This is a genomic window from Nocardia speluncae NBRC 108251 (assembly GCF_001613245.1).
In the GTDB taxonomy this organism is placed as follows: Bacteria; Actinomycetota; Actinomycetes; order Mycobacteriales; family Mycobacteriaceae; genus Nocardia; species Nocardia speluncae.
On record NZ_BDBZ01000037.1, the window covers coordinates 88242 to 103138 of the forward strand.

13 protein-coding genes are annotated in these 14897 nt (G+C 66.5%); 8 read left to right on the plus strand and 5 right to left on the minus strand.

What is annotated here, in order from left to right; genetic code table 11:
* Window positions 1-104: 104 nt before the first annotated feature.
* Window positions 105-227, minus strand: coding sequence for a hypothetical protein (locus NS6_RS36285; protein WP_281211474.1), 123 nt, complete (start codon window positions 225-227; stop codon window positions 105-107).
* A 178-nt stretch (window positions 228-405) separates the two neighbouring features.
* The gene (locus NS6_RS28160; RefSeq protein ID WP_068048246.1) at window positions 406-1314 is read right to left on the minus strand and encodes a LysR family transcriptional regulator; all 909 of its coding nucleotides are present in this window, start codon (window positions 1312-1314) and stop codon (window positions 406-408) included.
* A 115-nt stretch (window positions 1315-1429) separates the two neighbouring features.
* On the opposite strand from NS6_RS28160, the gene kdgD reads away from it, so the two are divergent.
* From kdgD to NS6_RS28195, 7 genes are all read left to right on the plus strand, one after another.
* Window positions 1430-2356, plus strand: a complete 927-nt coding sequence (gene kdgD, locus NS6_RS28165) for a 5-dehydro-4-deoxyglucarate dehydratase (RefSeq protein ID WP_068048249.1) — start codon at window positions 1430-1432, stop codon at window positions 2354-2356.
* Between the two features lie 31 nt (window positions 2357-2387).
* A complete protein-coding gene (locus NS6_RS28170; RefSeq protein WP_068048020.1) occupies window positions 2388-4016 on the plus strand; it encodes an aldehyde dehydrogenase (NADP(+)) in 1629 nt (542 codons plus the stop codon).
* A 222-nt stretch (window positions 4017-4238) separates the two neighbouring features.
* Window positions 4239-5096 (plus strand): ABC transporter permease, encoded by an 858-nt coding sequence (locus tag NS6_RS28175; protein WP_068048023.1) that lies wholly within the window; start codon window positions 4239-4241, stop codon window positions 5094-5096.
* Between the two features lie 20 nt (window positions 5097-5116).
* Window positions 5117-6142: an ABC transporter substrate-binding protein gene (locus NS6_RS28180; protein WP_068048026.1), complete on the plus strand. Its 1026-nt coding sequence runs from the start codon at window positions 5117-5119 to the stop codon at window positions 6140-6142.
* Between the two features lie 19 nt (window positions 6143-6161).
* Entirely contained in the window at window positions 6162-6941 is a 780-nt protein-coding gene (locus NS6_RS28185) for an ABC transporter ATP-binding protein (RefSeq protein WP_068048029.1), read from the plus strand.
* Between the two features lie 56 nt (window positions 6942-6997).
* Entirely contained in the window at window positions 6998-8647 is a 1650-nt protein-coding gene (locus tag NS6_RS28190; protein ID WP_068048032.1) for a M24 family metallopeptidase, read from the plus strand.
* 88 nt (window positions 8648-8735) lie between these two features.
* Complete coding sequence (locus NS6_RS28195; RefSeq protein WP_068048035.1) at window positions 8736-9200, plus strand: RidA family protein; 465 nt, start codon at window positions 8736-8738, stop codon at window positions 9198-9200.
* A 166-nt stretch (window positions 9201-9366) separates the two neighbouring features.
* Here the strand turns inward: NS6_RS28195 and NS6_RS28200 are convergent, their stop codons facing one another.
* Window positions 9367-10092, minus strand: coding sequence for a helix-turn-helix domain-containing protein (locus NS6_RS28200; RefSeq protein WP_068048038.1), 726 nt, complete (start codon window positions 10090-10092; stop codon window positions 9367-9369).
* A 62-nt stretch (window positions 10093-10154) separates the two neighbouring features.
* A complete protein-coding gene (locus tag NS6_RS28205) occupies window positions 10155-11648 on the minus strand; it encodes an alpha/beta hydrolase (RefSeq protein WP_210747140.1) in 1494 nt (497 codons plus the stop codon).
* 279 nt (window positions 11649-11927) lie between these two features.
* On the opposite strand from NS6_RS28205, the gene NS6_RS28210 reads away from it, so the two are divergent.
* On the plus strand, window positions 11928-13472 hold the full coding sequence (locus tag NS6_RS28210) for an acyl-CoA carboxylase subunit beta (protein ID WP_068048256.1): 1545 nt from the start codon (window positions 11928-11930) through the stop codon (window positions 13470-13472).
* A 316-nt stretch (window positions 13473-13788) separates the two neighbouring features.
* Here NS6_RS28210 and NS6_RS28215 read toward each other — a convergent pair whose 3' ends face one another.
* Window positions 13789-14853, minus strand: a complete 1065-nt coding sequence (locus NS6_RS28215) for a fatty acid desaturase family protein (protein ID WP_068048041.1) — start codon at window positions 14851-14853, stop codon at window positions 13789-13791.
* Between the last annotated feature and the right edge of the window lie 44 nt (window positions 14854-14897).

Below are 14897 nucleotides of genomic sequence, written 5' to 3' on the forward strand. Positions count from 1 at the left end.
ATTCGGTCCGGCCGTTCACCGCACGAGGGACGCTTCACCGTTCCGTCCCGAAACCGCCCGGTACCGGCGTCGCACTCGGGCATTCCGACCACCCGGGATACCGATCAGCTCTTCCTCTTTCGCGCGATGACCGTCGAGTTGTCCTGCCGCTCGCGCTTCTCGGCCCGCCGTTCCTTCATGGTCGACGAAGGTTTCTTCAGCGATTTTCCACGCGATTTGTCAGCCACTGTCGCTCCTGTTTCCGAAGTTCCATCCGACTGACTCCGACCATACGTCAGAAAAAATAAAAAGCCAGTCCGGCGATAACCGCCCCGGACCGATGGGCGGGGCGGTCCTGGGCCACACCCGATCTCCGAACAGTTCACCGAGACCACATTCGCCACCACATCAACGATCGCGGCGGATTCAACTGCGCGAGAATCCGTGCTCGGCCACCTCCAGCAGCAGTTCCCGGATCGCACGCAACGCCGGGTTGTGGTCGTCGGCTCGCCAGGCGGTGACGAGTTCGACCGGTTCGCCGTCGATCCCTTCCACCGGTCGCAGGACGACACCGTCCAGCCCGAATGCTTCGGCGGCGCGGGGAACGAGCGCCAGCCCCAGCCCGGCGCGCACCAGGGCCAGGATGGTGTGCACCTGACTGAGGTGCTGGACATACCGTGGCGCGATTCCGGTGCTGCGGAAAACACCGACGAGGACCTCGTAAAAGTAGCGGGCCTCCGCCGGGGAGTACATGACGAAGGGCTCGCCGTCGAGGTCGTGCACATGCAATGTCCGGTCGGGCACGGCGAGTGGGTGCTCGGCCGGTATCGCGGCCAGCAGGGGTTCCCGGTAGAGCGGGCGGTGCACCAGTTCGCCACCACGGACCGGAGGCCGCACCAGTACCAGGTCGAGTTCGCCCGAGCGCAACTCCTCCAACTGGGTTCCGGAGACCCGTTCTCGAAGTACCAGGTCGACGCCGGGCAACCGGGTGCGGGCAGCCGCCACGAAGGCGTCCAGCACCGAATGCGCCGAGGAGGCGGTGAACCCCATCGCCACTGTTCCGGTCTCGCCGGTGGGGACCCGCCGCACCGTCAGGGTCGCCTGTTCCGAGAGTCCGAGGATGCGCCGGGCGTCGCCGAGAAAGGACCGGCCCGCGGTGGTGAGCTGGATGGCGCGGCCGGCCCGGTCGAACAACTCGACCCCGAGCTCACGCTCGAGCAGCTGGATCCGGCGCGATAACGGTGGCTGGCTGATCGAGAGTCGTTCCGCCGCACGTCCGTAGTGCAGGGTTTCGGCCACCGCGACAAAGCTTTCCAGCTGGTTCAGCGTAAACACCGATCCATAATAGGTATTGATGCATGCCAAAAGAGTGTTGGACATGCATCACTCCGGTTTCTTACTGTGGTCGCATTCACTAGCGAACAGCCGTTATGCGCAGGAGGAACCCCTGATGTCCGCCTTCACACCGACCGAACTGGCCGAACAGCTCGGCTCCGGTCTGTTGTCGTTCCCGGTCACCCATTTCACCGGGGACCTGGCGTTCGACGAGCCCGCCTACCGGGAGAACATCGTTCGCCTCGGCAAGTACGAGGTGGCCGGCCTATTCGCCGCGGGCGGCACCGGGGAATTCTTCTCCCTGACGCCGAAGGAGGTCGCGCAGGTAGTACGAGCGGCCACCGAGAGCGCTCCGGAATCCACCCCGATACTCGCTCCGGCCGGATACGGCACCGCCCAGGCCATCGAAATGGCCCGGGACGCGGAAGCCGCCGGCGCCGACGGACTGCTGTTGTTCCCGCCCTATCTCACCGAATCCTCCGCGCACGGCCTGCGTGACCATGTGCGCGCGGTCTGCGAAGCCACCTCGCTCAGCGTGGTGGTCTACGGCCGGGCGAATGCGGTCTACACACCCGAAACACTCGCCGAACTCGCCGACGCCCATTCGAACCTGATCGGATACAAGGACGGCATCGGTGACCTGGAGGCGATCACCCGCATCCACTCCCGCCTCGGCGACCGGCTGGTCTATATCGGGGGCCTGCCCACAGCGGAGACGTTCGCGCTGCCCTACCTGGAACTGGGGGTGACCACCTACAGTTCGGCCATCTTCAACTTCCTGCCCGAATTCGCGCTGAGCTTCTACGGTGCGGTACGCGCAGGAGATCGGGGTATCGTGCGCCGCCTGCTCGACGAGGTCGTGCTCCCCTACACCGCGATCCGGGACCGGAAGGCGGGATACGCGGTCAGCGTTGTCAAAGCCGGAATGAAACTCACCGGGCACGACGCGGGTCCGGTGCGTCCGCCGCTGACCGATCTGGACGATACCGAGATGGCGCTGTTGAACGAGGTCGTCGAGGCTTCGCGCTCCCGCACCGCCTGAGCACCGTCCGATATCCCGCCAGCGATAAGTGATGAAGCCGAAGGAGGCACCCGTGCCCGACCGCCCCCAACCCCACCCGACCGGCGCCATGGTCATCGGCACCGAGCCCGCCCTGGGCGCCGGAGCCCGGGTGCACGTCAGCGATCCGCGCAGTGGCGCGGTTCTCGAGCCGGTCTTCCGTGCGGCCTCGGACGAGCAGATCGACCGGGCCTGCGCCCTAGCGGACCGGGCGTTCCCGCAGTTCCGGGCGCTGTCCGCCGAACGGCGGGCCCGGTTCCTGGAACGCATCGCCGACCTGCTCGACGAGCGCCGCGACGCGCTGGTCGAGCGTGCGCATACCGAGACCGCGCTGCCCCTGCCACGGCTCACCGGCGAGGTCGGTCGCACCAGCGGTCAGTTGCGGTTGTTCGCGTCCGAACTGCGAGCGGGCACCTGGCAGGGTGCACGGATCGATCCCGGGCGGACCGGCGACAATCCCCGTGCCGATATCCGCCAACGCCGGATCGCGCTGGGCCCCGTCGTGGTGTTCGGCGCGAGCAACTTTCCCCTGGCCTTCTCCACCGCCGGCGGTGATACGGCATCCGCCCTGGCGGCAGGCTGCCCTGTCGTGGTCAAAGCGCATCCCGCTCATCTGGGAACCGCGGAACTGGTGGCCCGCGCGATTGCCGACGCGGCCGCCGCCACGGAAATGCCGGAGGGGGTCTTCTCCCAGCTCGTCGGCAGCGGAAACGAGATCGGCGCCCGGCTGGTGAGCGATCCACGGATCCGGGCCGTCGGGTTCACCGGGTCCCGCGCCGGCGGGCTCGCGATCGCGGCCACGGCAGCGGCTCGCCCCGTACCGATCCCGGTGTATGCCGAGATGAGCAGTGTCAATCCGGTTCTTTTGCTGCCCGCGGCCCTCGCCGCGCGTGGTGCCGCCCTGGGCGCCGCGTTCGTCGAATCGCTGACACTCGGCGCCGGCCAGTTCTGCACCAACCCCGGGTTGGTCTTCGCCGTCGACGGCCCGGGCCTGGGCGCGTTCACCGCGGCGGCGGCCGATGCCGTCGCCGCGAACGCCGGAGCTGTCATGCTCAGCGACGGCATCGCGAGTCACTACGCCGACGCAGGGACCGCACTCGCCGCCCGTGACGGTGTCGCGGAGCTGGCGCGTGGTGCACGACCCGACTACGCCGCGGCCGCGGGCGCCCGGTTACTGCTGGTCGACGGGGCCCGATTCATCGCGGATCCACAGCTGCAAACCGAGGTCTTCGGCGCGACATCGCTGGTGGTCCGCTGCACCGACACCAGCGAGCTGATCACGGCTGTGCGGGCGCTGGAAGGTCAGCTCACCGCCACCGTGCACGCCGATACCGCCGACCATCCCCTGGCCGCGACCTTGCTGCCGCTCCTGGAGCAGCGGGCGGGCCGTATCCTGTTCGACGGCTGGCCCACCGGAGTCCAGGTCGGGCACGCGATGGTGCACGGCGGCCCCTTCCCCGCCACGACCGATGCGCGCAGCACATCGGTCGGGACGCTGGCGATCGAACGTTTCCTGCGTCCGGTCGCGTATCAGGACGTGCCGGCGGCGCTGTTGCCGGCCGAGGTGTGTGACGACAATCCGCTGGGCGTATGGCGCCGCGTCGACGGCGAAGTCGACCGGGACACGCTGTCTCCCGGCTGACCGCTACCGATCGGCCGGAACAGTGGCCACCCTTCCAATGCTGTGAGGACCCGATGAAAGCTCGATTGTTGTCACCGGCACCACGCCGCCCCCGGTTGCCGGCCGGTTCGTCCCGCCCCACCTCGGCATCATGGCCGCGGTCGCTGCCCCTGCTCAGACCGGCCGGTACCCGGCCCACGGCAATCTCCACACTCTGCACATCTCCCGAGGGGAATTACCGCGATGACCGTTCCTGAGATCGGTACGGATGCCGCGCGCCGGCCGGCCGCCGAGCCGGCGATCCGCACGGTGCCGATGTCCCGGCCGAAAACAAGAATATTCGGACGCGATTCGCTGGTGACTGCGGCGAAGGCGGTCGCGGGTATCGCCGGGTTGTTCGTCGTGTGGGAGCTACTGGTGGTCATTTTCGATCCGCCGGAGTTCCTCCTGGTCGGGCCGGTCTCGGCGTTCGCCGAACTGATCGAACGTCCCGAGTACTTCGCGACGAATACCTTTGTCACCTTGCAGGAGGCACTGGCCGGTTTCGCGCTCGGGACGGCGCTGGGTGTGCTGTGCGGTGCGGCGCTGCACTACTCCGCGACAATCCGCAGCTTCCTCTATCCAGCGCTCGTCGCGATCGACACGATCCCCAAGGTGGCGCTCGCACCGCTGTTCATCGTGTGGTTCGGATTCGGTTTCGAATCGAAGGCCTTCGTCGCGATGGCGATCGCGTTCTTTCCCCTGGTGATCAATACCTACGACGGCCTCGGTTCGGTACCCAACGAGCTGCAGGAACTGGCACGGATCAACAAGGCGTCGTCGTGGAAGAAAATGACGAAGATCGAATTGATCTATGCGCTGCCCTCGATTTTCTCCGGGGCCAAGATCTCCATCTCGCTCGCGGTCGGCGGCGCGGTGGTCGGCGAGTTCATCGCCGGATCGAAAGGTCTGGGCTATGTGATTCTGCTGGCCAACAGCCAGGTCGATCTGCCCTCGATGTTCGCGGCGTTCATCGTTCTGGCCGCCATCGCACTGGCACTGTTCTTCATCGTCGATTTCGCGGGACGAAAGCTCGTCCCGTGGAAGAACCACGCTAAGTGACCAGGGGATCGGAGATTCGGATGCGGAACTCGAGGCGAATACTTGCCGCGATCGCCGGGGCGATCATGGTCGCCACTCTGCCCGCCTGCACGAGCGGCGGTGGGGAGAACTCGATGACCCTCATGATGGACGTCGGCTACCTGCCGAAGCACGCGCCGTTCTTCGCGGCGGTCGAACGTGGGTTCTTCGCGGCGGAAGGGCTCGACATCACCATCATGCCGGGGTCGGGTTCGACGAATACGGTTACCTCCGTCGAGACCGGGAAGGTGGATGCGGGCTTCGCCGATTTCGGCAGCACCATCATCAGTCAGGGCCGGGGAGCATCGGTGAAGCACGTCAACCTGCTGCAGGCCAGATCGGCCTACGCGGTCGTCGCCCTGGGTGATACCGGAATCGAGGGGTGGGACGACCTGCGGGGCAAAACCCTCGCCACCGAAGGCGCGGGCGCGATGACCGCGATGTGGCCGTACGCGATGAGCAAGCTGGGATTCACCGAAGGCGATGTGAACGTAGTGCACGCCTCCAGTGGGTCGAAGATCCCCGGACTGCTGGCCGGGCAATGGGACGCCAACCTCGCCCTGTACGTCTCCGACGAACCGGCTATCGATGCGCTCGGCCGCGAGGCGGTCGTGCTGAAATGGGCCGACCTCGGCATCGACCTCTACGGCAACGGGATCGTCGTATCCGACGAGAAACTCGCCCACAAACCCGATCAGGTGCGCAAATTCAACCGGGCCATGCAGAAGGGCTTTCTGTGGTCGTGTGAGCACCCGGACGAGGCCGCACAGGATTTCCGGAACGAGGTCAGCGGGTTCGAATCCGAGACCGTCACCCTCGCGATCCGCGAACAATGCTCACTGAACTGGGGTAGCGGCGAGGCCGCGAACAACTTCGGGGTCATGGACGACGCGGGCGTCGGGAAAATGATCGATATATCCCGGGAGTTCCTCGGCCTGCCGGCCGATAGCGACCTCACCCCAGCCGATATCTACACCAACGACTTTCTCGCGCCGCTACACCGCGACGAGACCGTCCAAGCGCCGTAACAGCCGGACAGAGGGCCTTATGAACAACGAATACGCCATCTCGGTCAACAACATCGGTATGACCTACCGGTCCCGGGACGGACACGACAACACCGTCCTCGAAGGACTGGATTTCCATGTCGAGCCGGGACAATTCGTCTCGATCGTCGGACAGTCGGGCAGCGGCAAGACCACACTGCTGAAAACGATCTCCGGGCTACAGCGGCCCACCGCCGGCGAAATCCTGGTCAAGGGACGGTCGATCAGCGACGGCCTCGAGGATATCGCGATGGTGTTCCAGAGCCCGGTTCTGCTGCCGTGGCGCAACAACATCGACAATGTGCTGCTGCCCTTGGAGTTCCGCGGCACTCGCACCGACGAATCGCGCCGATACGCCCAGGAACTCCTCGAGATGGTCGGGCTCGGCGACCGCGCCACCCGGTACTCCTACGAACTCAGCGGCGGAATGCAGCAAAGGGTCGCCATCTGCCGCGCGCTGGTCTCCCGCCCCGAACTGCTGCTGATGGACGAGCCGTTCGGCGCGCTCGACGCCATGACCCGCGATTCGATGAACTTCGAGATCCAGCGCATCTGGCAGGCGGCCGGATGCAGTGTCCTCTTCGTGACGCACAGCATCTCCGAGGCGGTCTGGCTCGGTGACCGGGTGGTCGTCGTCGGCGGACGACCCGGCCGGATCGTCGCCGATATCACGATCGACCTGCCGCGGCCGCGGGGCAAAGAGCACCGGTTCTCCACGGTTTTCTCCGATTACGTCACGGAGATCGAGGCCCATATCGGGGTCACCACCGGAATCAGCTGACCGCCCCGGTACCGAAACCCGTTCCCACACCGAAGCCCGAGAGAATGAGGGAAGCAATGCTGAGTATCACCGCCGACGCCGCACAGGTCGCGCAAACCTACGGGCTCGATGCGCGCAAGAGCCTGCTCTTCTCCGCGATCCGCCTCGATTCCTATCCGCTTGTGGCCCCATTGATCGCGCGAACGGACGAGGAGGAATTTCTGCTCGTCCGGCAGCAGGAGCAGGGCAATGCCTTGTCGGCCGGGGTCCCGAAAGACCGGATCAAGTTCTACGCCCCCTGGGTGACCATCGATCCCCGGATCGTCGCCGATACACCCGCCGCAGCTTCACTCACCGACCTGGTTCGCGAACTCGCCGGGAATTCGGGTGTACGCCTGGCAGCGGATGTCGCCTACAGCCATTACCTCGCACTGTCCGGGTCGGTGGACCTGACCGTTTCCGACCGGGCCCCCACCCCGGTCACCGCCTACGAGATCGATACCGACGAAGTACTCGGCCGGTTCGCGGCGTGGCGCGCGACCGGGGTAGAGACCGCTCGGCGGCTCATCGACGGTGTCGAACATCTCGCGGGCCTGGACAAGGAGTTCACCACCACCGAGGACAGCAGGTACTCGGGGCTACGCTCCCTGGCCGACGACCGCTCGCTGGACGCACTACTGCTCGCCGCGCCCCCGAACTTCACCGAGGCGACCGGTTTCGCCCAACCGGACGGCGCTGTTGCCGTGTGGCTGGCGGGCTCCGAGAAGCTGCTGGTGCTGATCCCCGAAGGCGGTGCCGCCGTGCCCGGTGCACCGGTCGGGCGATTCCCGTCCGCCGGTGCGGCGGTGCGGGAACTCGCCCGCGGCCCGCGCACCGGTGTGGAAGACGAGTGGATCGGTATCGGTCTGGCACGCGAACTGGAGCGCGCGCATGCGGAACTCGTACCGGTATCGCGTGACCTCGGGCATTGGCGCGATATCCGCGATCACGAAGACCTCGCGTTCCAGGTCATCGCCGCGCGGGTGAGCGTCTTCGCGATCGAGGAGGCACTGGCCTGGGCGGAAGCGGGCCTGGACGCCGGGCGTTCGTTCTCCGAACTCGATATCTACTCCGTCTACCTGGACAAGATCGCCGAATTCCGCACGGTGAACGGGGTCGCAGTCGGTGTGGAACCGTATTTCACCAATCTGCACTCGTCCAACCGGATGCTCTTCCCCGGGCCGCCGGTCGATTACCCGATCAACGCGGAGACGACCTGCATCCAGCTCGATGCCGGGGTGCGCATCGTCTGCGACGGGGTCACGGTGGCCACCTCGGATATGGCCCGTTCGCTACCGCGTACGCCCGCCGCCAGGGAGGCATACGCCTTTTTCTTCGATGTGGTCCGGGAAGGCATCATCGGGCAACTGGCGCCGGGCGTGATCTGCGAGGACGTCCACGAGGGAACCCTGCGTTATCTGGCCCCCCACCTCGACCGGATGGTGGAGATCGGCATGCTGGGAACGGATATCGACTTCGATACCGAATACCGCAAACGCAATGTCGGACATCTCATGGGCAAGCAGGAGTCGTTCGCGAACGAACTGCGGCCCGGTTATAAGCATGTGCTCGATATCGGCTCCTACGGCGCTGCCGAAATCCCTTGGCGCTACGAGGATGCGGCCATCGGTACCGAGGATCTGTGGTATATCGGGCACGATCGCACCTACATCGTGAGCAAGCGATGACAGTGCCGGATCCGCTCATACACAACGGGTTCCACCTCTCCCCGCTCTCGCGTGGCATCACGCGCGCGCACGTCGAATCGGAAACACCATGACCGATATGAAAGAACGGCTCGATGCGCTCTCGCTCGAGCTTCCCGTCCTGGGCCCGCCGCGTTACGCATACGAGGCGACCACGCGCTGGGGCGAAATGTTGTGGATCTCGGGACAGATCTCACGAACCGCCACGGGAGAAATCCTGCGCGGCCGCGTCGGTGATACCGCAACCGTCGAGGACGGTATCGCCGCGGCAGAAACCGCCGCCCTGAACCTGCTGGCACGGATGAACGACGCCGTCGGGTCGGCGAATATCCGGCAGATCCTGAAACTCGATATTTATATCGCGAGCTCGCCGGAGTTCGTGGACCAACCGACGGTGGCCGACGGGGCCTCCCGGCTTCTGCGAAACGTTCTGGGCGACGCCGGCCGGCATGCACGCACGGCGCTGCCGACCCAGGTGCTGCCCCAGGGCGCGCTCGTGGAACTCGATGCCACAGTGGCTGTCCGGGCGGACTGACCGCACACTCGGCACCTCCTGCACATCACCACCGTCCGGTACCCCCGCGGCACTCGGACGGGCCCCGGCCGGATGAGGGCGGCCGGGGCCTTGCGGGTTCCTCGTGCCGGTGCCGGATCCGCCTGCGCAGCGGGTCCGGCAAGCGCGCCGAGGCATGCTCGGTAGGTCAGCCGGATCGCAACCGCACCAGCCGGATATTCAACTCGTGCAGAACCCGCAGCTGCGCCATGTTGTACAGCGAGAACATCGCTTGCGCGATCGTGTCCTCGGCGTTTTTCGCACCACCCGGCGCGTCCGCCGCCAAGTCCTTCCACTCCGGGTACTTCTCCCTGCTCCGCAGGACCGCGGACACCATCCGCTCGGCGAGGGATTCGATCACGGCGGCCTCGGCGCCGGCGGGCAGGTTCTCGAATTCGACGTCGACCGAATCCCGGTCGGCGAGCATCTCCTGGAGCACCTCGAGGGCGCGGTCACTGAGGACGGTCGAATAGACCATGAGCATCGATTGGTGCGCCTCGGGGACGCCCTGCGCGATCGTCGGCGCGAAAGCCGGCGGCATATGGGCAGGCGTGCGATGACGCATGAGCACGGCCAGTTCCGCTCGGATGCGGTTCAGCCGATCGACCGTTGCTTCCAGTTCCCCGTCCAGCACCCGAAGCGCCTGGTCCGACTCGTCCTCTGCCTGCCCCGGCGCCGGTACCTGCGATAACGGCACACCTAGCTCGGTCAATCGTTTGATCTGCAACAGCCGGATCAGGTGCGGGATTTCGTACTGTTTGTATCCGTTCGACCGGCGCTCCGGCTCGTCGAGCAACCCGATCTCGTGGTAATAGCGGATGGCTTTCACGGTCGAACCCGCCAGTTCGGCGAGTCGCCGGGTACTCCACGCCACTGCTACCTCCTCGTCTGCCGCGGTCCTACGTTCTCCCCCGGCCCGAACCCTTCCCGCAGTGCTCAGTCCGCCTTATCGCAGGTTACGTCCTGCTCGGGGAGGGTGCCGTCCACCAGGTAACCGGTGGCCACCTCCGCCGCGCAAGGGTTGGTACCGAGGACGTAGACCCCGTGCCCACTCCCGTCGACGGTCACCAGCCGGGACCGTTCACCGAACTTCTCGTCGAGCAACTCGCCCCCGCGCAGCGGTGTGACCGGGTCGCGCCGGTTCTGCAGGATGAGGACATCGGCCGGGCCCTCGGCATCGAGCCGCACCGGCGGTTCCGACGGTCCGAGCTGCCAGTAGGCGCAGGGCGTGATGTTCGCCGCGGCCGCCCCGTAGAGGGGATACCGCTCGCGGTCCTCGGCGACGGCGCGGCGGTAGGTCTGGACGTCCTCCGGCCATTCGACGTCGTTGCAGGTCACCGCGAGAAAGACCGACCAGGCGTTATCGCTCGGTGAAGGTGCGCCCGTACCCGGCGGCCGACCGGCCGCGGGCCCCGCACTCCCGGTGTCGAGCAGCGTGCGCCAGCTCTCCGCCGCAGGCTCGTACAGCGCCTCTCGATAGAGCGTGAAGAAGGTGCCGAACCGGAAGAGGCCGCCGTCCATTCCATCCACCGGATTCCTGTCGAGGCGCTCGGCAAGAGTGAAGTAGGTCTCGCGCACCTCCTCGGGTGTGCGGCCCAGACCGTAGGTATCGTGCCGCGCGGCAGCCCATTTCGCGAAATCGGGGAAAGTCTCCTCCATTCCCCGGCCGTACCGGCGCATCCCGTCGTGGTCGAGGAAGGTGTCGCCGATATTGCTGTCGAGCACGATCCGATCGGCACGCTCGGGAAACATGGACGCGTATGCGGCCCCCAGTGCGGTGCCGTAGGAGTAGCCGAGGAAGCTCGCCTTCTCCTCACTCAGTGCGGCGCGGATCCGGTCCAGGTCACGGGCCATATTCGCCGTCGACAGCTGCCGCAGCAGGCCCTCGTGGCCGTTGGCCGCGCACTGTTCGGCAACCCCCTGGGCTGTCGCGGCCCGCTCGGTGACCGCCGCATCGTCCACCGCATACGGCGGGATATTGCCGAAGTACGCCTGGTCATCGGTGAAACCACAGCTCACCGGAGCCGAATGCCCTACCCCGCGAGTGTCCATTCCGATCAGGTCGTAGCTGTCCAGGACGCCGGCCGGCAGCCCCTGAGCAGCCAGAAAACCGGGCTGGTCCAGGCCGGTCCCGCCCGGACCACCCGGGTTCAGCAGCAGCACACCGCGGCGCTTCTCCGGTTTCGTACTCGCCAGCCGGGAGATCATTATCTCGATCTGCGCGCCCTCGGGGTCGCCGTAGTTCAGGGGCACCGGCACGGTGGCGCACTGCAACTGTGGTGGGGCGGCCGCCACGTCCGCGGGGCAGGCACCCCACTGCATCGGCGCCGCGGGTTCGGCGGCGACCGGGGGCACACCTACCAGTGCCCCGGTGAGGCCGAGCACAACCATCAGGGTCGCCCCGCGGCCGACCTTCCGTTTCCGAACCATTTCCGAACCTCCCCGGCGTGTGTGACAAGAACTGCCTTGCCGACCACCACTGCACACCGTGCCCCCGGGGCAGGGTCAAGGTCCTGCGTCCGGCCCCGCAAATCGCGACCGCACCGTCATCGTCGCTGCCGCCGCCCACCATGCGCATTCGCAGCAACCCACTGTGCGAACGGCAGTCGGTGAAAGCTCACAACCCCGCATCCCCGCGAGGCCGGGTACGGTGGCTATCGCCCCCGATCACGGTGTGGTTCTCCTGCTGAGAAAATCTGGATGTCATCGATGAATTCAACCGCCGAAAAACTTGCCGACCTGCGTAAAAGGCTCGAGATCGCGCAGGAGCCGGCCGGCGAGGCGGGGGCCGCCAAACGAGCACGTAAGGGCTTACCGTCCGCCCGCGACCGCATCGAGATGCTGCTGGATCCGGGTACCTTCGTCGAAATCGGCGCTCTCGTACGCAATCCCGCCGATCCCGACGCGCTCTACGGTGACGGTGTGGTCACCGGCCGCGGCCTGGTGGACGGCCGGCCCGTCGCCGTGTTCTCCCATGATCAGACCGTGTACGGCGGCACCATCGGTGAAATGTTCGGCCGCAAGGTCGCCGCGATCATGGATCTGGCGGGCAAGATGGGCTGCCCGCTGATCGGTATCAACGATTCCGGTGGCGCGCGCGTGCAAGAGGCCGTGACCTCGCTGCGCTGGTACGGCGAATTGGCGACCATGATGGAACCGCTGTCCGGTGCGGTGCCGATGGTTTCGCTGATTCTGGGCAACTGCGCGGCAGGTGCGGTGTATCAGCCGATATGCACCGATGTCGTGGTCGCCACGAAGAGCGCGCATATGTTCGTCACCGGCCCCAAGATCCTCGAGGACGCCATCGGCGAAAAGGTGGATATGGAGGAGCTGGGCGGCGCCTACAACCAGGCCGCCTACGGCAATATCCACCACGTCGCCGAGGACGAGGCCGCAGCGTTCGCCTGGGTCCGCAACTATCTGAGCTATCTGCCGTCGAGCTTCTCCGAGCTACCGCCGGTCGTGAATCCCGGGCTGGAGCCGGCTGTCACCGAGTCGGATCTGGCGCTGAACGCCCTGGTCCCCGACTCGGACAATGCTGTCTACGATATGCACGACGTGCTGTTGCGGATCTTCGACGACGGTGAATTCCACGAGATCGGTTCGGCCGCCACGACGAATCTGATCACCGGTTTCGCTCGTGTCGACGGCCGGCCGGTGGGTGTGGTCGCCAATCAGCCGACGGTGCTGGCGGGTGCGCTCGATGCCAAAGCAAGCGATAAGGCCGCGCATTTCATCCACATCTGCAATGCCTTCGAGATCCCGCTGGTGCTGGTCGTCGACACCCCCGGATTCCTGCCCGGGGTGGAACAGGAAAAGCAGGGCGTCATCAAACGCGGCGGCCGATTCCTGTTCGCCTACGTCGAGGCCACGGTGCCCAAGGTGACGGTGGTGGTGCGGAAGGCCTACGGCGGCGGGTGGGCCGTGATGGGGGCCAAGGCACTCGGTTGCGATGTGTATCTGGCGTGGCCCACCGCACGGATCGCGGTCATGGGCGCGGAAAGCGCCGTCGGCCTGACTCAGCGCAAAGTCCTCGACGCCACCCCGGAGGATCAGCGTGCCACGCTCCGGCAGCAGATGATCGACTTCTACAACGCCACCGTCGCGACCCCGTGGATCGCGGCCGAGCGTGGCTATATCGACGCCGTGATCGAGCCGTCGGCCACCCGGCTGGAGCTGCGGCGGGCGCTGCACCTACTCCGTGACAAGAAGGTCATCCGCTACCCGCGTAAGCATCATCTGCTTCCTCTGTGATCCCGGTAGCTGCAGCGTCCGGGTGATCCTCGCGGACTACCTCCGGATGCCGGAATTTCGGCGCGGGACTCCTCGACGCGATCGCGGGGGCTTCGCCGGGAATTCGCGTATGGCATAGGCCCGGCGCTGGTCGATATCCGCGCACTTCGGCGGGGGCCGGGCCCGCCCGGCAGGCGCCGATACCGGCCTCCGGGCCGCCGCCCGGGTGCTGGGCTGTCGCCGGGCATCGACGGCCGGTGCCCGGCTGTTCGGCTGCGGCGCCGAGTATTTCGGCGCCGCAGCACTGGTGCCTACCGCTGTCGAAACGCCGCTACTGCTATGCGGCCGGCGAGCTGTCGGCGCCCCGCAGCGGCGCACCGACGCGATGCAGGTGCGTGAGCGCCTCCCGATACGAGGAGATCAGCCCCGTCTCGTGGTACGGCACACCGATTTCGGCGCAGTAGTCGCGGACGATCAACCGCGCGTGCCGCAGGTTCGGTGTCGGCATGCTCGGGAACAGGTGGTGCTCGATCTGATAGTTGAGCCCGCCCAGAGCGATATCGGTCAGCACTCCGCCTCGGACATTGCGGGAGGTCAGCACCTGGCGGCGCAGGTAGTCGGGGCGTTCGTCACCGGTCAGGGTCGGCATGCCCTTGTGGTTCGGGGCGAATATGCAACCCATGTACACCCCGAACAGCGCCTGGTGGACGGCGAAGAATACGAGGGCCTTATCCACGGGCAGGACCGCGAACAACGCGGCCAGGTAGACAGCGAAATGGGCGAACAGCAGCGCACCCTCGAGCACGCGGTTCTTGATCGACCGATTCCTGAGCGCACGCACGCCCGCCAGATGGAGGTTCAATCCTTCCAGCATGAGCAGCGGGAAGAACAGGAACGCCTGCGCCCGTCCGATGAGCCGGGCCGGCCCGCGGCTGCTTCGGGCCTGCTGCTGCGACCACACGAGAATGTCGGGCGCGACATCGGGATCGAGTTCCTCGTGGTTGGGATTCGCGTGATGGCGGGTGTGCTTGTCCTGCCACCAGCCGTAGCCCAAACCGATACCGGCGTTGCCGACGACCCGGCCCATGATCTCCGTCGGCCGCCGCAACCGGAAGACCTGACGGTGCGCGACATCGTGCATGACGAGCGCGACCTGGGCGAAGGTCACGGCCATGAATGCCGCGATGAGCAGCGTCCACCACGAATCGCCGACGAGGACGAACGCCACCCAACCGGCCACGAAGGTGAGCCCGACCGCGCCGAGCCGGACGACGTAGTAGCCGGGTCGCCGCTCCATCAGTCCGGCGGCGGAGATCCGGCGTAGCAAACGGCCGTAATCATTGTCGGCGCCGCGCCGCGTCGACCGGGGAGGGGGCTTTTGAACCAGGGCAGGTGTCGTCATAGATCTTCCTGAGAGTCGGGACACCGAACCCACCTCCGCCCGGT

Bases quoted from the DNA above. Each gene is read 5' to 3' on its own strand.
- NS6_RS28190 (WP_068048032.1), top strand. From the start codon at position 6,998: ATGCTGAGTATCACCGCCGACGCCGCACAGGTCGCGCAAACCTACGGG.
- NS6_RS28195 (WP_068048035.1), top strand. From the start codon at position 8,736: ATGACCGATATGAAAGAACGGCTCGATGCGCTCTCGCTCGAGCTTCCC.
- kdgD (WP_068048249.1), top strand. From the start codon at position 1,430: ATGTCCGCCTTCACACCGACCGAACTGGCCGAACAGCTCGGCTCCGGT.
- NS6_RS28210 (WP_068048256.1), top strand. From the start codon at position 11,928: ATGAATTCAACCGCCGAAAAACTTGCCGACCTGCGTAAAAGGCTCGAG.
- NS6_RS28170 (WP_068048020.1), top strand. From the start codon at position 2,388: ATGAAGCCGAAGGAGGCACCCGTGCCCGACCGCCCCCAACCCCACCCG.
- NS6_RS28205 (WP_210747140.1), bottom strand. From the start codon at position 11,648: ATGGTTCGGAAACGGAAGGTCGGCCGCGGGGCGACCCTGATGGTTGTG.
- NS6_RS28215 (WP_068048041.1), bottom strand. From the start codon at position 14,853: ATGACGACACCTGCCCTGGTTCAAAAGCCCCCTCCCCGGTCGACGCGG.
- NS6_RS28180 (WP_068048026.1), top strand. From the start codon at position 5,117: ATGCGGAACTCGAGGCGAATACTTGCCGCGATCGCCGGGGCGATCATG.
- NS6_RS28185 (WP_068048029.1), top strand. From the start codon at position 6,162: ATGAACAACGAATACGCCATCTCGGTCAACAACATCGGTATGACCTAC.
- NS6_RS28175 (WP_068048023.1), top strand. From the start codon at position 4,239: ATGACCGTTCCTGAGATCGGTACGGATGCCGCGCGCCGGCCGGCCGCC.